This window comes from Flavobacterium sp. HNIBRBA15423, from assembly GCF_052655965.1.
In genome coordinates this window covers 827,588-849,142 of sequence record NZ_CP199751.1, presented here as the reverse complement: position 1 = coordinate 849,142, position 21,555 = coordinate 827,588, and the positions used below count along the sequence as shown (strand labels likewise).

Here is a 21,555-nt window from a genome sequence, read left to right as displayed (position 1 = left end):
TTATGAAATAACACCAAGTTTTTACTAATTTTATGCAAAATTTACAAAAATGAAAAAGATCATATTATTCACTATTCTTATTAATTTTTCCATGAATGCCCAATTAAAAACAGTTGCTTATACAGATGGCACTCAAAAACTAGAAGGTTTTTTTGCTAAAGCGACAATAGAGAATCCAAAAAACATTGGAATTATTGTATTACCTGCTTGGATGGGAATTGACAATCATGCTAAAGAATCTGCTGAAGCGTTAGCTGCTTTAGGCTATCATGCTTTTGTGGCTGATATCTATGGAATGGGTAATAAGCCTGCTAATACAACTGAAGCGGGCAAACTAGCGGGTTATTTTAAAAACAATTATAAAGATTACCAAAGAAGAATACAATTAGCCATTGACCAATTGATAAAACAAGGTGCAAATCCAGATGAAATAGTGGTTATTGGTTATTGTTTTGGAGGAACTGGTGCTATTGAAGCAGCAAGAGGGAACTTAAAAGTAAAAGGGGTTGTTTCATTTCATGGTGGTTTAGGTAAAGATCCAATGCGCCAAACGGAAGTTATTACACCAAAAATATTAGTTCTTCATGGTGCAGATGATCCTTTTGTGCCTCAAAAAGAGGTATTGGCTTTTCAAGATGAGATGAAAATAGGAAAGGCTGTCTGGCAAATGAATTTTTATGCGAATGCGGTTCATGCTTTTACCCATAAAGATTTAGATACTGATAATAGTAAAGGAGCTGCTTATAACGAATTAGCCGATAAAAGAAGTTGGCAAGCCATGAAAGATTTTTTTGTTGAGATTTTTAATTAAAAAATACTACAATATAAAAAAGAGGCTGTTTGAACAGCCTCTTTTTTATTAACAATCATGAGCATAATAATATTCTAAGTCTAATTTTTCTTCTAATTTTTCAATCTCACTTGGAGTTGTTTTAACTTTGATAAGATTTACTTCAAACTGTTTTTTACCATCTGGTGATATCCAAATTCCTTGAAGTGTTCCTTCTTTTCTTGTAAGAATCAAAATTCCTGTATTAAAATGCTCCACCATAGTAAATTGATTTTTAGTTTCCGAAAAAACAATTTCAAGTAGTAACCAGTTATTTGTTTTGTTTTGTTTGTATTTATACATTCCAGTAGCATACACAGTTGGACAGCCATTTTCTGCAATTTTCAAATACAACGATATACTTTTGTCTCCTAATTTACCTTCATACAATTCTTGTGAAAGTATAGTATCTTGACCAAAACTTACTGAAGTAATTAACAGTAAAAAAGCAATTAAATTTGTTTTCATTTTATTTGTTTTATTCATTTGTAGTACTTATTTCTATTTCTTTCACTTCACCTGCATTCAATCCTTCGAGATGCATATTTCCTATTCGAACTCGAATTAATCTCAAAGTAGGAAAACCAACCGCAGAAGTCATTTTTCTTACTTGACGGAACTTACCTTCGGTAACGGTTATTGAAACCCAAGAAGTGGGTCCATGTCGTTCGTCTCTAATTCTTTTTCCAGGACCAATGTAATCTGGCAACACAGGAATTAATTTTGCCGAGCAATTTCTAGTTAAATATTTTGTTCCATTAACTCCTATTTCAACTCCATTTTGCAAAAGTTCCACAGCTTCTTGTGTAATAATTCCATCTACCTGTGCATAGTATTCTTTTTCAACTGTTTTTCTTCTTACTTGTTCGCTTACTTTTCCATCGGTTGTAAGTAATAACAAGCCTTCTGAATCTTCATCTAACCGACCTATTGCCATGGTTCCTTCTGGAAAAGGATATAATTCACCTAGTAGTTTTTTCTTTCGTTTTAATTCATACACAAACTGACTCAAATAGCCATGTGGTTTGTGAAGCATGAAATGGTGGTGGTTCATTAATAAAAATTAAATAATTTCTATTGGATTTTGACGGTTATCCCAAAAATAAAGCAATTGTATACTTACTTTATTTACTTCATAAAACAAACTGCAATTTTTATGAATCACGGCTTTTCTAATGTTTTCAAAATCTGAATATTGTTTAAAAAGATAAGGTTGATTTTTAATGAGAGTAGAAATTGAATCTACTTCTAAAGTAAAACTTAATGCTTCTTTTTTTCCAAATTTAGCATCTATTTGAGAAACAATTTCATCAAAAGTTATAACTGCATTTTTAGACCAAATAATTTCCATTATTGATACTTTGCAATATATTTTTGCATTACTTCATCATGACTAAATACTTCACCATTTTTTACTTGTTCTTGACTTTCAATTATGCTTTCTTTTACTTTATTTGGCAAATTAGAAAACAACTCTTCATCATTAAAGGAAATTTTAGCATGTATTGCATTAGCAATTGCGACTAACATGTTTTTGTATTGCTCTTCTGTTTCAATAATAACTTTCATAATAATACCTTTTTACAAATGTACGAATATTTTAAAATCAACAATTAGAATAATTAATCATTAAATAGTAATCATTTTTAATCAATTAAAAAGTAATTCCTTAAATTTACAATTGAATTTAGTTAACTTATATGACACAGATAATTTTAGTACTAGCCGCATTCATCATCGCTTTAGCCATAGGTTTTTACCTTGGAAAATTACTTTCTAAAACACAATCCCAAGCAGAAAAATCGGGTTTGGAAGAGCGTGTTAGTGGTTTGGTCAACCAAATAGAACAATTAAAAAATCAATTTCAAGCTGAAAAAATACAGTTTGAGAAAAATTTAGTTCAGGTGGTTTCTGAAAAAGAAATTATTCAAAAAGAGAAAGAAGCATTGGCTATACATTTGGCTAAAAAAGAAAATGATTTTGATAATTTATTGGAACGCAATAAGGAACAAAAACAAGAGGTAAATGAGTTGCAGGAAAAGTTTACTAAGGAGTTTGAAAACTTAGCCAACAAAATATTAGAGGAAAAGACCACCAAATTTACAGAGCAGAATAAAGAAAACATGAAGATTATCTTGAATCCGCTTCAAGAGAAAATTCAGTTGTTTGAAAAGAAAGTAGAAGACACACACAAAGAAAGTATAGATTATCATGCTGCTTTGCGCCAGCAAATTCTTGGTCTTCGCGAAATGAATGATAAAATGAGTAAGGAAACCATTAACCTTACCAAAGCTTTAAAAGGAGACAGTAAAATGCAAGGGAATTGGGGCGAACTTGTATTGGAACGTGTGTTAGAAAAATCAGGATTAGAAAAAGGGCGTGAATATGAGGTACAACAAAGTTTTACTTCAGAAACTGGAACAAGAATTTTGCCCGATGTTATTATTAATCTTCCTGATGGAAAGAAAATGGTCGTCGATTCTAAAGTTTCACTTACTGCTTATGAACGTTTTGTAAATGAAGAAGATGATATTTTAAAAACTAATTTTCTAAAAGAGCATGTAAATTCAGTAAAACGTCATGTGGATCAATTGAGTGATAAGAACTATCAGGACATTTATCACATGGAAAGTCCTGATTTTGTATTGCTTTTTATTCCTATTGAACCTGCCTTTGCATTGGCACTCAATGAAGATTCTAATTTATACAACAAGGCTTTTGAAAAAAACATTGTAATTGTGACTCCTTCTACTCTTTTGGCAACTTTAAGAACAATAGACAGTATGTGGACTAATCAAAAACAACAAGAAAATGCCATTGAAATTGCAAGACAAGCGGGTGCTTTATATGATAAATTTGAAGGTTTCGTTACCGATTTAATAAAGATTGGTAAAAAAATGGACGAAGCTAAAGGAGAATATGGAAATGCTATGAACAAACTGGTAGAAGGAAAAGGAAATCTTGTTACTAGTGTAGAAAAATTAAGAAAAATGGGAGCTAAAGCTAAAAAAGCACTTCCTGAAAGTGTTTTAAAAAGAGCTTCTGAAAATGAAATAAATACAACAATAGAAAACGAATAAATTATGACAATCTTTAAAAAAATAATGTTTTTTGGTACTTTACTAACAGTACTAATTATTGTTGCTTATATGACCTATATCTATTATGTGCCTTATAGTGATGGTGTTCGATCTGGAGAATTAATTAAAATTAGTCACAAAGGCTATGTTGTAAAAACATGGGAAGGAGAAATAAGTCAAGGTATTTCGGGTGCCCAAATTTTTAAGTTTTCTGTTTTAGACAATGATAAAGAAGTAATTGATAGTTTGAAAATCTTACAAGGTAATTTTGTAAAAGTTGAATATGTAGAAAGACTTCGCACGTTCTTTTGGTGGGGCGATAGTCGTTATTTTGTAACCAAAGTAGAAAAAGAAACATCTCCTTATTTTAACAATGGTGAATAATGAAAAAAGATTCTAATACGGTTGAGGCTTCAAAAGTTACTTTTTCTGAACTTATGCTTCCATCGCATTCCAATTTTAGTGGAAAAATTCATGGCGGTTATTTGTTACAATTAATGGATCAAATTGCTTTTGCAAGTGCTTCAAAATATTCGGGTTGTTATTGTGTAACTGCTTCTGTTGATACGGTTGATTTTTTAAATCCTATAGAAATTGGTGAATTGGTTACCTTAAAAGCTTCTGTAAATTATGTTGGTAATACGTCAATGGTTGTAGGCATTAGAGTCGTATCTGAAAACATTCAAACTGGAAAAATAAAACATTGCAATTCTAGCTATTTTACTATGGTTGCCAAAGATGAAAATGGAAATACTGCAAAAGTTCCTAAATTAATTTTATCTAGTTCGGAAGAAGTAAGACGTTTCTTTGATTCTTTAAGAAGAATTAATCAGAAGAAAAAATTAGTCACATTAGAAGAAAAATTTGATCATAAATCCAAAGAATCATTGGAGCTTTTAAAAAAATATAATGTTATAGTCAATTATAACTTAGATATTTAAGTTAAAAAATTATTGAAAAATAGTAAAAAAAGTTATATTTGTTAAACAACATTATTAAATATGACAAAAAATTACACTTTTTTTATTTTAAAACTTTTTACTGTTTCTTTTTTATTTTCTTCTTGTAGTGATGATGACAGTTATGAAGAAATTCCTACTTCTCCAGTAATAGTAGATTTATCTCAAGTTCCTTATTCTAAATTGTCTGACTATCATTTTTTTGAAGGGGATTTAAAAAACCAAACTCCATCGCTTGATGTTATTCCTTATGAGCCTGCAAGTGCTCTCTTTACAGATTATGCTCATAAAAAGCGTTTTATATGGATGCCTCCCAATAAAAAGGGAACGTATAATGGTGACAGCAATATAGTAGAACTTCCTGTAGGTGCTGCTTTGATAAAAACATTTTATTATGAAAATGTACAGAATGTTTCGCCCATAGGATCTTCTCGCATTATTGAAACTAGAATAATGATTAGAAAAGAATCGGGATGGATTTTTGCTAATTATGTTTGGAATGAAGCACAAACTGAAGCTTTCTTAGATTTAAATGGAAGTGACACTCATATAGAATGGAAAGACGAAAACAATGCTACTAAAACAGCCGATTATCGAATCCCTAATGAAGTGCAATGTATTGCTTGTCATAAAAAAACAGAAAATATTGATACTGATCATCCTATTACTTCTTATATTCCTATAGGAATTAAACCTCAAAACCTGAATTTTGAATATTCTTATGGTAATGAAAATAAAAATCAGCTTTCAAAATGGATGGAAATAGGATATTTAGAAAATTTTACTCTTCCTTCACCAGAACATACTACTGTAAATTATAATGATGCTTCTAAATCACTAGAATTGAGAGCACGCTCTTATGTGGACATCAATTGTGCTCATTGTCATCAAAATGAAAGACATTGTTATTATAGACCCATGCGATTTGCTTTTTATGAAAGTGGTAATATAAATGATGGTTTAACTAATATGGGTGTTTGTGTGAACACAAGTGACATGCAAGATTTTCCTTCTGAGTTAAATAAAATTGTTACTCCTCAAGACATTAGTCAATCCATGCTTTTTTATAGAATTAATACTACTAACGAAAGTTATAGAATGCCATTACACGGAAGAACATTAATTCATACAGAAGGTGTATTACTTATGAAGGATTGGATAAATTCTTTACATGATTGCAACTAACTAAATAACTAAACATGAAAAAAACTACTTTACTTAAAAATAACACCAAAAAGTTACACTTTAGCTTTTTTTTAATTACTCTGATTGCTTGTCAAGTTAATTATTCTCAAAATACTTGTGCTACGGCTCTTCCTATTACAGCTGGTTTACACACTGTTGCTGTAATAGATGGTACTAATATTACTACTAGCTGTTCTACTCCTACTCTTGCTGAATGGTATGTTTATACACCTACTCAAGATTATAGTGTGACTATAACTTCAGATTTGCCTCAAAATATTTGTAGAGACACTAATTTTGAAGTTTATACTGGTACTTGTGCTAGCTTAGTATGTTATACTGGTGATGATGATGCGGGAACTATTCAATGTAATTCTGGAAATATCAATTCTTATCTATCCAGAAAAACATTTAATGTAACTGCTGGAACAACTTATTATATAAACTGGAATAATCAATGGAGTGCAACGGGTTTTGATTTTGAATTAACAGAAGCACCATTCGTACCTAATCCTTGTAATTCTGCCACTCCTATAGTTGCTGGAATCATAACTGTGAATGCTATTGATGAAACAAACATTAATACCACTTGTTCTTCAACATCTATGGCTAAATGGTATTCTTACACTCCTTCTCAAGATTCTGAAGTTACAATAACTTCAGATTTAATAGAAAATATTTGCAAAGACACTAATTTTAGCGTTTATACTGGTAGCTGTTCCTCTCTAGTTTGCTTTACTAGCGATGATAACTCTGGAATTATTGCCTGTAATTCTGGTAATACAAATTCTTTACTTTCTACAAAGACGTTTACTGCAATTGCTGGAACAACCTATTATATAGCATGGGATAACGAATGGAGTGCAGTTGGTTTTAATTTTCAATTAATTGAAACTATAATTCCTCCTCCTCCTATAACTTATACAAACGAGACAGTAAGTACTATAGATAGTAATTATAATTTATGCATTGTAGACATGAATGGTGATTACAAAGATGATATTGTAGGAGTAAGTGCTAATAATCTAAAAATTCATTATCAAACTTCAACTCCAGGATCGTTCACTGTTACCAATTTTCCTATAACTGGAACAAGTAGAATGCCTACTTGGAGTTTAGCTGCTGGTGATTATAATAGAGATGGTTTTAATGATATTGTTTTAGGTAACGGAAGCGGACTTAGCGTTTGGAAATCGGAAAATGGAACTTCTTATACTAATTTTACTCCAGGTGATTATATTTTTTGCCAAAGAACCAATTTTGTGGACCTTAACAATGATGGCCATCTAGATGTTTTTTCTTGTCATGATATTGCACCCAATGTATATTATTTAAATGACGGAAATAGTAATTTAACTTATTACCAAAGTAGTGTTACTCCAGGTGCTATGAATATAGGTGCTACTGGAGGTAATTATTCCACTTTATTTACAGATTTTGACAATGATGGAGATACTGATGTATTTATCTCTAAATGTTCTGGACCACCATGTGAGTTACATAGAAATGATGGTAATGGTGTTTATACCAATATATCTGCGTTAGCTCAAATAGATATTACACCTATTCAAACATGGTCTTCTGCCATTGCCGATTTTGACAATGATGGTGACATGGATATTATAATAACAGCTAGTTCTGGTAGTCATAAATACTTCAGAAATAATTTAGATACTTCTAATAGTGTTGAAGAAGCTTATACAAATATTACTATTGGTTCTGGATGGGATACAAATGCTACAACAAATATAGATAATGTGGCTTATGATTTTGATAATGATGGTTATGTTGATGTATTAGGTGGAGGAAATAAAATTATGTTTAACCAAGGTGATGGTACTTTTATTCCAAAAAATTATACTGGAGGAATTGCTGTTGGAGCTATTGGCGATTTAAATAATGATGGATTTTTAGATATTCTAAACAATAACAATACCATACGTTATGCAGTTCCTAATGGTAACAATTGGTTAAAAGTTAATTTAAACGGTATTCAGAGTAATATTAATGGAATTGGAGCTAGAATAGAAATCTATGGAGCTTGGGGAAAACAAATTAGAGACATAAGAAGTGGTGAAGGATTTAAATATATGAGTTCGTTAAATGCTCATTTTGGAATAGGACAAGAAACAGAAATAACAGAAGTAGTAGTTATTTGGCCTTCTGGAACTGTTGATGTTATTGACAACCCTATATCTAATCAAGCGTTAACAGTAATTGAGGGATCTTCTCCGTTAAGTACTACTGATTTTAATTCTCATGCAATTACTATTTATCCAAATCCTAGTAAAGATTTTCTAACTATTAGTAATATTGATAAAATTGATGTAGCAGAAATAGGAATTTATACTACTACAGGACAACTTGTTAAAACTATAAAAGATGATTATTCTAGAATTACAATAGCTGACTTAGCCAATGGTTTATATATATTGACTATAAAAGATATGAATGGAGAAAAATTTTCTGAACGTTTTATAAAGAGAGATTAACTTACGTTTTTTAGAATAATTTCTTTTCGATTAAAATTAAGATAGCCTTCTTCTTGTAGTTCGTTAATTAAAATATTAAGAGTAGGTCTTGATGTTCCTATAAGTGAAGCAATTTCTTTTTGAGTAAAAGGATGCCTAATTACAGTATCTCCAGAGATGGTGTTTTTGTATCCATAATCTAATGCTAACTCGTTTAAATATTCTTTTAAACGAGTTTTTGTATCTTTAAACAGGAGTAATTTTAATCTGCGTTCTAAGCGTTTAAGTCTAAAACCAATGAATTTGTATATTTTTAAACTTAATTCTCTATTTCCTCGAATTAATTCTAGCATTTCATTGGCAGCAATAGGGCAAATTGAAGTGTCATTTTCTAAAGCTAGCGCAAATTCATTTCTTTTTTCTTCCCCTAAAATGGCTTTTTCTCCAAAAATTTCTCCTTTGGATAATATGGCTGAAATAATCTCATCTCCTTCTTCATTTACATAACCGATTTTTATTTTTCCGGAACTAATTAAGTAAATTTTATCGGCAGAATCTTCTTCTGAATAGATAAAATCGTTCTTCTTATAATTCTTAAAAACATGGTCGTATCCTGCATCTTTAAATTTATGCGGACACATTATATTGAATAAATTCACATCTTCAAAATACCAAATCGAATTCATTTGCCAATTGTTTATTCAAAGTTAATCATATTATAATAATAAAAAAATGTATTAGTTTTTCTAATACATTTTTATCGTTTAATTAACTGTTTTGATTCTTTTTGTTTATAGTATGTTGCAGCTTGAAGTTTCTTTTTGAAGTGAAACAATTATCATTCCGTATTTATAAGCTTTCTATTACTAAGGATTAGTATTAGGAGAATTTTAACTTTTATAGTATTTCTTTCTTTGGTTTATGATAAAACATGAGGCGTTTTCCCAACGGATTGTAATTACCTAGCTGGAAAATGGGTTGCTCTTATGGAACTTGTAACTTCTATCTTGAGATTTTCTTATTATTCATTATGTTTTGAAGTCAGGAGACTTCGAAGAGCTAGCTCAAAGTCAGGAGACTTTGCGCAGCAGGGAAATGCCTTGTTATTGGTAGTTTTATATATTATTTAAAGCTGAGTTGGTTTCTTTAAGTGATTCTAACATTTTTTTATTAAACTCGAACTCTAAATTTATTACATCGTTGCACCATTCAGGTCCATTTTTCATTAACTCTAGGAACTTAAATAAAGATTCTTCTACTTCTTGATCTGTTGAAATATTATTATCAATTTTATCAATTAATTTACTTGTTCTACTTTTCACATCTTCGATGTTCTCTAAGTCATTTAATCCCCTTTTATCTGAGGAAATCATTATTTCCTCGATTCCCAATTTTTCTCCTTTAAAATACTTCAGAGTATCATTTTCATCAGGATTCCAGTTGATAAATTTACAATATGAAGAGTTTTCTGAAATAATTTCTTTTTCAGTTACTATACTAGGAAATTTGGCTTCTATACCAGAAAGTCTAAAGGCTAAAACAACCGATCGTCCAATAAGGTCTAGTGATTGATTACCATTTTCTTCGTGAATTTTAAACAATAACCCATCTTTCTCGAAAGTCACACCATGTCTTATGCCAAATTTATCTTTTGGATTTAAACCTAATTGTGTAACGTTATTCAAAAATGTTAGATGCCAAGCTGCTTTGTATACTTTATTAGCAATTTTCTTTTTGTTTCGATCTAAATCAACATCGAACCAAGCTAAGAACCCATCACCTGTCCATTTAATAAATTTTCCTCCAAAAGAATTCACGAGATTATTTGCTGTCCAATAAAGTCTAGGTAAATATTCTTCAATATCATCTACAGATTCTTCTGAGTTTAAATATTTTGATGATTTTATCACATCACATACCCAAACTATTCCCTTTTTTCTGTCGAATTCAAATTTATTCAAAGTTTTCATAGTCGTTAAAAATTACACAAAACGTTTCGCGGCTTTAAGAAGTTGTTGATTTGTAAGCCCGAAACATTCAATTTAGCACTGAAAATCAAAAGTACAAAACAAACTTTAAATTAAGCCCAAAAACCCCAATTTCTTAAAACCGCTTTTAGCGGCAGTATTTATTCTAGAAGTGTAATTACATTATGAACCGATGTTGTGTGTCTTTCGAATTCAAAATCTACAAGTTCTTTAAACAATGCTTGGTAAAATGTAAAATTTTCTTGTTTCAAGGATTTCAAATGTATTAAGTCATTTCTCAATGCATTAAGTTTAATTATATTTTGATAATCGTCAATATGATCGTTATAAATGTCAATTCCCGTAATAAATGGTAAGATGTGTCGAAATTTTTCTTTGAATTCTTTCCATTCAATATTTTCTTTATCCAAAGTCTTTTCACCCTTTGATAATTGAATATCTTCTGGAATCTTTTGATTAAATAACGCCTCAAGCGACATTGTTAATTGCGTAATTGCTTGGAATGATTCTTTAAAAAAGTCAATAAAATTTGGATACAATTCATCAGGAGTCCAATTTTTAGAAATAATTTCCTTCTGAATTATGATTGCATTTTCACTATGATCAATCGCGGAATTATAATAAATAGCAACTGGATTTGGTTCTTGAAAGATTAATATATTTTGTTTAGCCTTACTGGGTGTAATTTTAGCCATTACGTATGAATCATCTTCATGAGATTGTGCTAAAATTATTTTACCACTTTCTTTCAATTTACCTACTTTTTGAAGAAGTTTTTTTACCAAATCTTCTTGCTCTTGACCCGATAAGTTTGATTTTGTCAAATCAATATGTTGCTCGTTTGCAATATTAATTGGCAATTTCTTGAGGTTAGTTAAAGGTTTTGTTTCAATTTTCTTCATACTATTTTCAGTAATATTACCACTAACTCATTTATATATGTGACAAAATCACATAAAGCCATACTATTTTGGGTAGATATGTGTGACAAACATCATTTATTTAATCTCAAATATAAAAATAATTCATTATAAACCTTTAAATAGTTTTTTTATCTGCCTAGTATGAATTTTAAAATTATATCTAAAAAGCAAAAAAAAAATATTTTATGTATGAGTAAATAGACTGTGTTACAAACGAGTACTAGTTGAATTAGCGTTCGTTGTTCTTTTTTTCGTCATTTGCATATTCTAAAATATCACCAGGCTGGCATTCCAATGCTCTACAAATTGATTCTAAAGTGCTGAAACGAATTGCTTTTGCCTTCCCTGTTTTTAAAATGGAAAGGTTAGATAATGTCAAATCAACTCTTTCAGAAAGTTCATTCAGAGAAATTTTTCGCTTTGCCATCATCACGTCTAAGTTTACAATTATTGACATAGTTTAAACAGTTAAATCGTTTTCGTTTTGAATATCTACTCCTTTTTTGAAAATAGTCGCAATAATATATATAACAGCTCCCATTAAAATAAATGCTTGACTGTCAGCCCAAAATTGGTCTAAGTTGTCGGGAACAAAACCGTGATGCTTTAAACTTTCAACTAACTGTCTGGCAATGTGACTTAACAATCCAATTGAAAGGGTAAAATAACTAACTTGTAAAATTTTTGTTGCAACAAATGCATTAAACGGTTTTGACAAATCCATTTTGTGCATTAGTCTGATAACTGTGTAAAATAGGCAAGCCTTTAAAATTGAAATGATTAAAATAAAGCTATAGACACCGAAAAAAGCTAATCTACTCTCTTTATACATTTCACTTAAGTCCAACTTTTGATAAAGATTTTGGACAAATTCAGGGTTATAAAGGCTGAAAACAAAATTTACTATTAAGCCTCCTGCTTCAATAGACAAGCCTACAAAAATAATCCAGGCTATACTATATAAGCCCCAAAATACGAAGTTGTTTGTTTTTGACATAATTATTTAAGTTTAAAATTATGTCCAAATATAATAAATAATTATTGATAAACAATAAATATAGATTTTTTTACAATAAATTTTTATTAACTTATATTTTAATTGCTAATTTCTATCGCAGTAAATTGTTTTTGGAAATCATCAAGCACTAAATTGTTATCAATCCAATATCCATAATTATTCTTGAAAAACATTTTGAGAATTACTGGGTTAGCCTGCAATTGGTGATTTGCAGGCTTTTAATGTTTTTGCTAGTGTTTCCATATCTCTACGGGAGATTCTTGAACATTCATTAGCGTTTTTTTGAGATGTCAAAACTGGTTTTAAGCCATTAGCGACACCTACCTCAACAACCTTTATTTTTGCTAAAGTCACGTTTAAAAAGCACCTTATTATTTCGTGCAATATAGTCGCCCGATATAATCAAATAGGGATGATTAGGAGAAAGCCCTGCGCTGCGACTTCTTACAATTATTTTGTCATTAACTTTCAAGCTTTTTAGATGCTCAAAATCCTTGGGACTAAATTGCATCATATATTCTTCGTCATTAATCCTAACTATAAGCCATTTTATTCCTGATGATTTCCCGTTGCGCTGAAAAGTAACGGAGGTTACCACGGCCTCCATATTGGTGAAAGCCTTGATGGATTTCTTTATTTTTTCATAACTGGCATGCACTTTTTTACCTTCAGGAGAAACCTCCCATTCTTTGTACTTTATACCGTCAGGTGAAGCCTCCCATTTTTTCCTTTCATCCAGATCGGTTTTCCTGTCAGCAATCGACAACTGCTTTGGGGATGGCTTAGTTTCATTTTTAATTTCACGATTAGCAAATACTAGTCCGCACACCACAACCAATGGTGCTATCAGAAAATAGATGGTTTTTTTCATATGTTTCATATCTTTTTAAATTGATTCTACGAATTTAGTTTGATATTTTTAGGCTTGAGTTATTTGGATTGTAAAAAAAAATGTAAACTTTGTAAATAAAAACTTTACACTATGCCTCTTAGTCGAAATCTCTTTTCTAAAAGACGCAAATATCTGTTCGGGTTAGTATTACTCTTATTTATCTCTGCAATCTATGTGGCTTTAAGTACAGAGGATAGTGACGATTTTGATATATCCAGAAGGGAAGTTTTACTCCGCAGGATTGGACACGAACTACTCTTACAATCGGGCGATAGTACATCAAGAGTTCTTCCAATAAAAAAGATAACTGAAAATGAATATCAAATCAGCTTTGAGAATAAGCTTACCTTTCAAGCTGACTCATTGGTGAATACGACTCAGCGTTTGTTGGCCAAAGACCCGTTTGCACGAGATTATGTTGTTAACGTACTTAACTGTGTTAATTCTAGTGTAGCCTATGGATATGCTATATCCAAAAATAAAAAAGATGATATTGTAGCTTGTAGAGGAAGAAAGCAACCGATTGCATGTTATATGATTAACATTAAATTTAAACCGAATGGCATAATTACAGCAAGAAATAAATATTTTTTGGGCGGTCTATCATTATTAGCATTTGTTGGCTTTGTTTTTTTGATATCAGTTAAGCCACAGAGAGCCTTACCTAAAGAGGAGCATAACAAGATATTTACTTTTGGATCGGTTTTATTTGATGTACAGAAACGGCAGCTACTAATAAATAAAAAAACCATAGATCTTACTGGAACTGAAACGCGTCTGCTACTCATTTTCGCACTATCCCCTAACGTGACTATAGAGAGAAGCCGACTGCAAAAAGAGATATGGGAGGATGAAGGTGTTATTGTGGGGCGTAGTTTGGATATGTTCATATCAAAACTTAGAAAAAAATTAGAGCTTGATCCGAATATTAACATTGTTGTTATACGCAGTAAGGGATATAAGCTTGAAGTTAGCTCTTAAGACCCGAGGCTGACCTATCATTAAAAGAATTATCCTTCATTTCTCGCAAAGTGTACTTAATTTTGAAGTGGCTTCTTAGTAAAGTCTCCTGAAAATGAAGATAATTCCAATTATAAATGATATTTAATATTTCATAGGAATGCGTTTTTAATATTTCTGCTAATGTTTCGGGGCTTTACGTTCAGGCGGAAAATCGAAGCACAAAAACCAATATTATTACAAAAGTTCAATCTAAACCCGTCATATTGCCAAACGACGGTTATGTGCTACCCTAATTTCCATCTTCATTGTAAATATTGAATTTTTCAAAGGAAATAATTCCAAATTCTTTTGAAGTTTCCATATTGTCAACATCAAGGACTAAAGCCTCTGCATCTGGGTCGTCACTTTCGTTTAGTTTGTAACTTACATAATGGTCTTTATAAAGAAACCAATTTTTCTTTGATCGGTCATACTTAAATGTTACCACTTGCTCCCAATGCTGTCCACCTGCAATTCCATGTTCAATGGAAAAGTAACCGTTTTTAATTGTTGTTCCTGTAAATGGATCTCCAAATACTCCACCACAGTCAATACAATAAACAGCATTATCGTTTCTATATATGAGTTTGTATGAATTGTCTGGTTGTCCTAATAATAACAATAAAGGTCGTTTGTCAGGTTTATCCTCGGCATGATTTGAAGTTGTTTCCTCAGTATTTTTTCTAAGAACTAATATTTTATCGGTTAAACCATCAAGATTAGCATCTCCTGATGATATATTAATTGCAGAATAATTTTTCGGAATAAAAGGTTCTAGAACTTCGGGAATTGAATCAATATTTTCATTAAAAGTTTCGTGCTTTCTTATCTCTATGGTGTCAATTGTAGAACTTGTTGATTGTTCTTTGTCGCTAATTTTAGATATCAATGTATCTTTTGTTTGTTCAACGTTTTTATCATTTGTTTTGTTTCCACAAGAAATCAAAATTAACAAAGATCCCAAAATTAAAAGTTTATTCATATTTATTGTTTAAAAGGGTTGTACGTAACGGTTTCTCGTGTATGGCTTGTTGTGGTTAAATATCCGAAGTTTTCGGTTAAGAAGTAAAGTTAGCAAAAAATCACTAACTTTAGCCTAAGAACTTCAGTTTCAATCAGCTATACACGGTGTTGTCAGTAGTTTTTTATTTTATTTTCCACGCTGTTGAAAGTCCAAAATCAAATTCATCTCCTACATTTATTTCTCTCATCATAATTTCTGTATCAGGATGATTTTTACTTAAAACTTTTACTTTAAAAAACACATTAGTTTCGCTATTAATATTGTATTTGTCAGTAATTATTCCGCTAATGGAAAGGTCTTTGGATTCATCAAATTCCCATTCTAAATTTCCATTCGAGCAAGGGAAATCTACAACACTATTGTTTTCACTAACTGGCATTTTTATGGTTAATGTATCTCCAACTGTGTATTTATTAAAAAGTTCAACCGCTTTTATTTTCTGATTTTTGTTACACTCAATTATTGGTTTCCAATATTCCTCATATTTGTCAACTTGAGATTGTAACTCTATATCTTGATTGTTTAAATATCTATGATAAGAAGTCAGAATTATTGAAGACATTTCATCGTAATGATGAATTCCAATTGAGTCAAAAAATTTAGTCAGATTTTCTGATTTCTCGTGATGTCTTAAAAGATTGTTTCTTAAATACATTCCAATTCCGAAGTGGTAATTTCTCGGTGTTGTTGAATCATTTTCCGAAATATTTTTAAAAACATCAATTTCCTTTGAATCCCAATTTTCATTAAGATATTCAAATGAGAATTTCAATTCTTTTGGAATTTGTTCTTGTCCATTACAAGAATAAATTATCAAAGTCAGAAATAAAATTATTAGTATTTTCAATGTGTTTTCAAATTACTGGCAACTAATTTATATGTGCGACAAATGGCACATATAATTTAATCTCAAATATAAAAATAAATTACTATAAAACTTCAAAATACCAAATCGGATACATTTGTATTATTTTCTACTACATTTTTTTAATTAATATTTTTGCTGGTCAATTGATTTTGTAATTTCCGATTTAACTTTTCCAGTATGCTCAGTAGTTTTTGATTCAATAAGCATAATTAAGCATTCTTCTGTAGATGAAACTCTGTGATTTATTCCTTTTTTTACCACATAAAAATCGCCTTTTTGCATAATAAAATCTTCCTGAAATTCAATTTCCATTAACAATGACCCTTCTATAATGTAAAATAATTCGTCTTCATTTTCATGATTATGCCAAGGAATTTCTTGCCCTTTTATTTTTGCTACCTTAATATATTGGTCATTTACTTCTCCTATTATTCTTGGAGAAAAATATTTATCAACATTTAATAACTCGTTTTTTAAATTCATAATTTAATAGTTTTTCTTTTGATTATTTTTCCTTCTTTATTAGATCGATAATATAAAAATATACCGATTGATAATAAAAAAAGAACAGTTATAATAGAACCTTCAATACCGACAGCACCACCAGTAAATAAAAGTGGACCTTCAAATCTTGATTGAATAATAGTTCCCATATCATTTAATCCAGTGAGGTTTGAACCATAAAAAGGTTGGGCAAAATTCCAACCAAGATGAAAGAAAAAGGGCAACCAAATTCTTTTCGTATAAATAAAAAGCATAGACATAGTAAAACCCCAACACAAATCTGTAAAAAGACTAAAAAGGTTTGAATTAGGGTTAAAAAAGTGTGATGTTTCAATTAGCATAATTATTACCAAGGCAATGTGAGTGCCAAGCCAATTTTCTAATTCACGTAAAATTAATCCTCTTATAAAAAGATCTTCAATTAATGCTGCAACTACTAAAGTTGTAAATAATTTTATGGGATAATTTGCTGTTGATATGCCAATAAATTGATAATATCCTAATGAGTATAAAATAAAAATGGACAATGTAATGGTTAAAAATCCAACCGTAAAACCTCCAAACATTTCTTTGGCTAAATATTTTGTAGAAAGTTCTTTTATTTCTCTTTTATCATAAAAACGGAATAGAAAATAATAGCTAAGTAATAAAACAAAAAATGAAATAATATGAATTAATGGATCAGCAATATTTTTATCTTGAATTAAGTTGTACAATAGTGGTTTTGAAATAAAATTTTGAATTGCGACAAAGAGTGATAAACAAATACTAATTCCTAAGATAATTTTTGTAATGGGGAAATACAAAAATTTTTTGATTGATTGATTCATGCTTGATGATTGATTGATTGATTGATTGATTTGACGGAAAGAATACTAAATTGTTACAAAAATTGAAAAGTTCAATTTTAGGTATGAATAAGTAGGTAGCGCTACAAATGAGTACTAGTTGGAGATAAAAGAATGTTTTTATTAATTTTTATAGGAAACCGTAAATAGAGGAAGTAAGTTGTGGTATAACTTAGTGCGTTGCAAACACTTTATTTTCTTTTCAAATAGAAAGTGGGTACTCGTTGCAAACGAGCACCAGATTGGTTTTATTTTAAGTATGAATAAGTAAAAAGAGCCAAAGCAGATTATCCACAGTACTTATTCTTTCCATTTTTGAAGTCGGTCGAGATACAAATAACTTTCTACAAACTTTCTATGTTGGGAACTGGTCATTTTTTCCAATAAATTTAATGCAGCAATGTAACTCGCTAAATTTCCGTTTGAGGAACTAAATTTTCCATCCTCGACAAAAGTTACTAAACTGTCATTTTGGACTTTTAAATTCGGATACTCTTTTTGTAATTGTTCTCCACCACCAATCCATGTAACGATTTTGTGTCCGTCTGCAATTCCTGATTTTCCGATTAATTGTGCTCCTGCACAATTGCTCACAGTAAATTCTGTTTCTTGGTTTTTCTTTTTTATAAAATCCACAATTTTGTCATTATGAACTTGTGCGTACATATCATAAGCACTTGGAATAAATAAAGCTGTTAATTTAGGGCAATTCTCAAAAGTATAATCAGGAACAAAATGCATTCCTTCTTCCGTTGTTATTGGATTTTCAGTTTCAGCTATTGATACAACATTGAAAAGTTGTTTTCCATCTTCTGTAGGTTTTGCAAAAACGTCAGATGTTGCGATGATTTCGCTTTGCAGAACTCCGTTATACATCAAAAGTCCAATTGTGGGTAAATCTGCTTTGAATGGTTTTAGGTGTTTTGTTAGCGTGTCGGTTTTCTTTTCGGTGTGATTTATATTCTCACTTTCTAGATTATTTTTTGATTTGTCAGAGTTACAACCTATTATAATAGTTGCAAAAATCAATATTATTAAAGTTCTAAATTTTGTCATTAAATTTTGTTTTTTGTATTGTGGGTAACGGTGTGTGTATGGCACGTGTCCCAAAAAGCATGTGCTATACACGATTTTGTAGAACGTTTTTACACTTTACTTTTAATGAATCCATCATTCTTTTTTGTTGCATTCCATTAAACCCTGTCGCATTTCTTGTTCAAAGTTTGAATTCGGATATTGGACAAGCCCTGCTTTGAAGTATTTAATAGCATTCTGGTAGTCCTTATGATTTAAATAAAACTGCCCGAAACGATTTTGCCAATAGGCAGAAGCATATCTTTTTGTACCTAAAACATCTTTAAATTCAGTCATGAAAAAATTAAAGTACTCAAAATTATTTCTGTTCCATGCTAACCAAATTAATCCATTTTTTGTGTTGTCATCTATACGGTCATCACCACCAAATCGTTTTGCCCGTTCTTTAAAATAAGTAGTCAGGTAATCCATTCCGCCTAAATCAATATATTGTTGTATACTTTCAAAAACTGGTGAGTCATAATTATAATAGTAGTATTTCAACCCTTTATATATTGCTAAATGCGCTAAGGTTTCATGTACTTCATCATTAAACAAATCATATTTCCAAATAAGATTCTTCGGATTGTTCTTTTTCAATATTTCATGGAACGCTTCAGTTGAACCGATATAATAAATGTCCTTTCTGGAGTTAGCCATAAATAGGTAAATATCTTTTTTTGAAGAAAACTTTTTAACTATGTCTTCAGAAGCATAACCTCCATCAGTTATTATTGCTCCATTAAAAACCTCACTCTTTTCTAAAATTAATTCACTTATATAGTAAGCCGCAGCTTCCCAACCAAAAATGACACGTTCTTTATTTGTTCTGTAATTTGAATCTATATAATGTATGACTTCATTAATTAAAAAATCAGTAAATTTTTTATTTTCATCCCCAAATAATGTTCTTCTTAATGGATTACTATTATTGATACCTACAACAATCATTTCTGGAATAGCACTTGGAGTGCGTAAGGCTTTTTGAATTGCTACACCACTTAAAAAATACCATTGTCCATCTAAAATATAAAGTACTGGATATTCTTGCTTTGAATCTGAATAACCATCAGGTGTATAAATTTGAATTATTCTTTCTTGATTTAATATGGAAGACTTAATAGTATGATGAGCACCAATAGTAATTTGGGAGTTATTTTCTTGTGCTATACATATTATATTTAAAAAACAGCACATAATAAAAATGTATAATGACTTCATAGGTTTGATTTTTTATTGAAATTTCTCAATGTTCTACAACGTTCTGGGACTAAATTAAGCCCATTATTCTGATTTGCCAAATCTCCCAAATACAAAAGCAACTTTCCATTAAGTCTGTTGCTCAAATCCCTTGCAGTAGCTGTTAGTAGCTGTTAGCAGTTGTATTTTACGCTTATTCCCTCAAAAAACTCTCTGTATGGTATGTATATTCTATTGAAACCATTAAATAAACAAATGTACAATCTATTTATTTTTATCCCATTTTGTTCTGCAATTGGTGCTTGTGAAAACTCTTCAATTAGATAAGTTTTGTCATTCTCATAGTTAACTTTTTTGCCAATTAACTGTTTATATTTATTGGAGAATTCTTCAAATTGCTCTGCTCTAATATTAGAATGATAATAATTAAGTTCATCATTATTAGCATCGTCCACGTCGTCCATTAAATAAGGATTTTCAATTGAAAGTTCTGCAATCATTTCAGTACTTTCGTCAATATATTTTTCAGCAAATTGTTTTTGTGTAATTTGTTTGTTCTTTAACTCATTTTGTAATCTATTTGCTATTGAGTTTAATTCAAAATCAATTTTATCACTAAAATCTTTATCTCTTTTTCTTAAAAATAATTTATTAGCCAATGGATTAAAATCAACAATGTTTTCTGGTTTAGATTCTACTAACTTTTTTATTTCATTTAAGTTGATTCCGAGATCACTGTCCATTTTTTCACCTGTTATTGCGTTTTGATAATATTGATGTTCAATATCCTCTCCTATATAATTATCGTCAATCACAATCACTGAACAAATGACATTAAATAGTTCAATATAGACAATTAATTTGTTTTCTATTTTCTTTAAAAAAATGCAATGTGTTATTTCTCCATTAGAAAATTTTCTAATTTCTTCAGTAAGATTGCAATAAAAAACATTTGACAAAGTTTTATCAAGAACTCGAACTTTCAGGGCTAAATCTTTTGTATTTAAGTCTGTCATTTTTATGTAGTGACAATATTCTAATGCTATTTTATTTAATAAAATATTTATTTCAGAATTAGTTTTAAAATCAACCTTGATTCTAAGGGGAACTCCTTTTGTACTTTCTTCAATTGATTTAGCTATGATTTTTGACCCAGTATCCTCTAAAGTTTTAGTAAGTTTTTCAAACTTTTTCATTGCGTCTTTAGGATTCCCGGAAACAGAAACTAGACGTTTTCCTTGAGATTTGAACTCAGAAATATCTAACTTAACTTGTTTTGGAGTTAGATTTTTTTGAAATAAAAATTTATCCTCCCCTTTTAAATTTTCAGCTATTTCACCCGAAGCATTTTTGAATTGAAAAACTAATAATATCGTATTAAAGAATTTTTTAGCAACATTATCTAAATGTAAACCAAAAAAATTATTGCATTCAGAACATATAATTTCTTTTGAGTGTAGCTTTCCATTTAAGCTATTTAGAATTATATGTTCATCCGAATTATCTAAATTATTGTCGCAAAATATACATTTCATAAGGATTCTTTCTGGATAATAACTACTAACTCATTTATATATGCGACAAAATCCCACAACGCCATCCTATTTTGGGTAGATATGTGTAACAAACACATATATTATTTAATCTCAAATATATTAATAATTTGCTACAAATTTCAAATACTCTTTTT

At 30.1% G+C, this 21,555-nt stretch carries 24 protein-coding genes; 7 read left to right on the top strand and 17 right to left on the bottom strand.

Annotated features, from left to right (window positions below; all coding sequences use genetic code 11):
- Positions 1-49 precede the first annotated feature (49 nt).
- The gene (locus ACULEV_RS03800; protein WP_445457349.1) at positions 50-811 is read left to right on the top strand and encodes a dienelactone hydrolase family protein; all 762 of its coding nucleotides are present in this window, start codon (positions 50-52) and stop codon (positions 809-811) included.
- A gap of 48 nt (positions 812-859) precedes the next feature.
- Here the strand turns inward: ACULEV_RS03800 and ACULEV_RS03795 are convergent, their stop codons facing one another.
- From ACULEV_RS03795 to ACULEV_RS03780, 4 genes are read right to left on the bottom strand one after another with little or no spacing between them, the layout of a single operon-like run.
- Positions 860-1,297 (bottom strand): hypothetical protein, encoded by a 438-nt coding sequence (locus ACULEV_RS03795; RefSeq protein WP_445457348.1) that lies wholly within the window; start codon positions 1,295-1,297, stop codon positions 860-862.
- 10 nt (positions 1,298-1,307) lie between these two features.
- Complete coding sequence (locus tag ACULEV_RS03790) at positions 1,308-1,883, bottom strand: pseudouridine synthase (RefSeq protein ID WP_445457347.1); 576 nt, start codon at positions 1,881-1,883, stop codon at positions 1,308-1,310.
- A gap of 9 nt (positions 1,884-1,892) precedes the next feature.
- Positions 1,893-2,180, bottom strand: a complete 288-nt coding sequence (locus ACULEV_RS03785) for a type II toxin-antitoxin system RelE/ParE family toxin (RefSeq protein ID WP_445457346.1) — start codon at positions 2,178-2,180, stop codon at positions 1,893-1,895.
- On the bottom strand, positions 2,180-2,398 hold the full coding sequence (locus tag ACULEV_RS03780) for a hypothetical protein (protein WP_445457345.1): 219 nt from the start codon (positions 2,396-2,398) through the stop codon (positions 2,180-2,182). Before ACULEV_RS03780 ends, ACULEV_RS03785 begins: the two co-directional genes overlap by 1 nt.
- 131 nt (positions 2,399-2,529) lie before the next feature.
- On the opposite strand from ACULEV_RS03780, the gene rmuC reads away from it, so the two are divergent.
- Genes rmuC through ACULEV_RS03755 form a run of 5 tightly spaced genes read left to right on the top strand, consistent with a single transcriptional unit; the run spans position 2,530 to position 8,545 of the window.
- On the top strand, positions 2,530-3,909 hold the full coding sequence (rmuC, locus tag ACULEV_RS03775) for a DNA recombination protein RmuC (protein WP_445457344.1): 1,380 nt from the start codon (positions 2,530-2,532) through the stop codon (positions 3,907-3,909).
- A gap of 3 nt (positions 3,910-3,912) precedes the next feature.
- On the top strand, positions 3,913-4,293 hold the full coding sequence (locus ACULEV_RS03770) for a 6-phosphogluconate dehydrogenase (RefSeq protein ID WP_445457343.1): 381 nt from the start codon (positions 3,913-3,915) through the stop codon (positions 4,291-4,293).
- On the top strand, positions 4,293-4,850 hold the full coding sequence (locus ACULEV_RS03765; protein WP_445457342.1) for an acyl-CoA thioesterase: 558 nt from the start codon (positions 4,293-4,295) through the stop codon (positions 4,848-4,850). The genes ACULEV_RS03770 and ACULEV_RS03765 overlap by 1 nt, the downstream gene beginning before the upstream one ends.
- A 60-nt stretch (positions 4,851-4,910) precedes the next feature.
- The gene (locus ACULEV_RS03760; protein ID WP_445457341.1) at positions 4,911-6,053 is read left to right on the top strand and encodes a hypothetical protein; all 1,143 of its coding nucleotides are present in this window, start codon (positions 4,911-4,913) and stop codon (positions 6,051-6,053) included.
- A 14-nt stretch (positions 6,054-6,067) separates the two neighbouring features.
- Positions 6,068-8,545 carry an FG-GAP-like repeat-containing protein gene (locus ACULEV_RS03755; protein WP_445457340.1) on the top strand — a complete coding sequence of 826 codons (2,478 nt, stop codon included), beginning with the start codon at positions 6,068-6,070 and terminating at the stop codon, positions 8,543-8,545.
- Here the strand turns inward: ACULEV_RS03755 and ACULEV_RS03750 are convergent.
- From ACULEV_RS03750 to ACULEV_RS03725, 6 genes are all read right to left on the bottom strand, one after another.
- Positions 8,542-9,210 (bottom strand): Crp/Fnr family transcriptional regulator, encoded by a 669-nt coding sequence (locus tag ACULEV_RS03750; protein WP_445457339.1) that lies wholly within the window; start codon positions 9,208-9,210, stop codon positions 8,542-8,544. The two genes, ACULEV_RS03755 and ACULEV_RS03750, sit on opposite strands and share 4 nt — an antisense overlap.
- A gap of 429 nt (positions 9,211-9,639) precedes the next feature.
- Positions 9,640-10,494 carry a hypothetical protein gene (locus ACULEV_RS03745; RefSeq protein ID WP_445457338.1) on the bottom strand — a complete coding sequence of 285 codons (855 nt, stop codon included), beginning with the start codon at positions 10,492-10,494 and terminating at the stop codon, positions 9,640-9,642.
- A gap of 158 nt (positions 10,495-10,652) precedes the next feature.
- Positions 10,653-11,414: a hypothetical protein gene (locus tag ACULEV_RS03740; RefSeq protein ID WP_445457337.1), complete on the bottom strand. Its 762-nt coding sequence runs from the start codon at positions 11,412-11,414 to the stop codon at positions 10,653-10,655.
- A gap of 250 nt (positions 11,415-11,664) precedes the next feature.
- The gene (locus ACULEV_RS03735; RefSeq protein WP_445457336.1) at positions 11,665-11,892 is read right to left on the bottom strand and encodes a helix-turn-helix domain-containing protein; all 228 of its coding nucleotides are present in this window, start codon (positions 11,890-11,892) and stop codon (positions 11,665-11,667) included.
- 3 nt (positions 11,893-11,895) lie between these two features.
- The gene (locus tag ACULEV_RS03730; RefSeq protein ID WP_445457335.1) at positions 11,896-12,432 is read right to left on the bottom strand and encodes a DUF2975 domain-containing protein; all 537 of its coding nucleotides are present in this window, start codon (positions 12,430-12,432) and stop codon (positions 11,896-11,898) included.
- Positions 12,433-12,778: 346 nt separating this feature from the next.
- Complete coding sequence (locus ACULEV_RS03725) at positions 12,779-13,324, bottom strand: hypothetical protein (protein ID WP_445457334.1); 546 nt, start codon at positions 13,322-13,324, stop codon at positions 12,779-12,781.
- A 111-nt stretch (positions 13,325-13,435) separates the two neighbouring features.
- On the opposite strand from ACULEV_RS03725, the gene ACULEV_RS03720 reads away from it, so the two are divergent.
- Entirely contained in the window at positions 13,436-14,326 is an 891-nt protein-coding gene (locus tag ACULEV_RS03720; RefSeq protein WP_445457333.1) for a winged helix-turn-helix domain-containing protein, read from the top strand.
- 271 nt (positions 14,327-14,597) lie between these two features.
- Here ACULEV_RS03720 and ACULEV_RS03715 read toward each other — a convergent pair whose 3' ends face one another.
- From ACULEV_RS03715 to ACULEV_RS03685, 7 genes are all read right to left on the bottom strand, one after another.
- Positions 14,598-15,329 (bottom strand): hypothetical protein, encoded by a 732-nt coding sequence (locus ACULEV_RS03715; protein ID WP_445457332.1) that lies wholly within the window; start codon positions 15,327-15,329, stop codon positions 14,598-14,600.
- A 163-nt stretch (positions 15,330-15,492) separates the two neighbouring features.
- Complete coding sequence (locus tag ACULEV_RS03710; protein ID WP_445457331.1) at positions 15,493-16,218, bottom strand: DUF6794 domain-containing protein; 726 nt, start codon at positions 16,216-16,218, stop codon at positions 15,493-15,495.
- A 144-nt stretch (positions 16,219-16,362) separates the two neighbouring features.
- Positions 16,363-16,722 carry a cupin domain-containing protein gene (locus ACULEV_RS03705; RefSeq protein ID WP_445457330.1) on the bottom strand — a complete coding sequence of 120 codons (360 nt, stop codon included), beginning with the start codon at positions 16,720-16,722 and terminating at the stop codon, positions 16,363-16,365.
- Positions 16,719-17,573, bottom strand: coding sequence for a lysostaphin resistance A-like protein (locus ACULEV_RS03700; protein WP_445457329.1), 855 nt, complete (start codon positions 17,571-17,573; stop codon positions 16,719-16,721). The genes ACULEV_RS03705 and ACULEV_RS03700 overlap by 4 nt, the downstream gene beginning before the upstream one ends.
- A 318-nt stretch (positions 17,574-17,891) precedes the next feature.
- The gene (locus ACULEV_RS03695; protein ID WP_445457328.1) at positions 17,892-18,647 is read right to left on the bottom strand and encodes a DJ-1/PfpI family protein; all 756 of its coding nucleotides are present in this window, start codon (positions 18,645-18,647) and stop codon (positions 17,892-17,894) included.
- Positions 18,648-18,761: 114 nt separating this feature from the next.
- On the bottom strand, positions 18,762-19,886 hold the full coding sequence (locus ACULEV_RS03690; RefSeq protein ID WP_445457327.1) for an alpha/beta hydrolase-fold protein: 1,125 nt from the start codon (positions 19,884-19,886) through the stop codon (positions 18,762-18,764).
- Between the two features lie 152 nt (positions 19,887-20,038).
- Complete coding sequence (locus ACULEV_RS03685) at positions 20,039-21,400, bottom strand: HNH endonuclease (RefSeq protein WP_445457326.1); 1,362 nt, start codon at positions 21,398-21,400, stop codon at positions 20,039-20,041.
- Positions 21,401-21,555 lie beyond the last annotated feature (155 nt).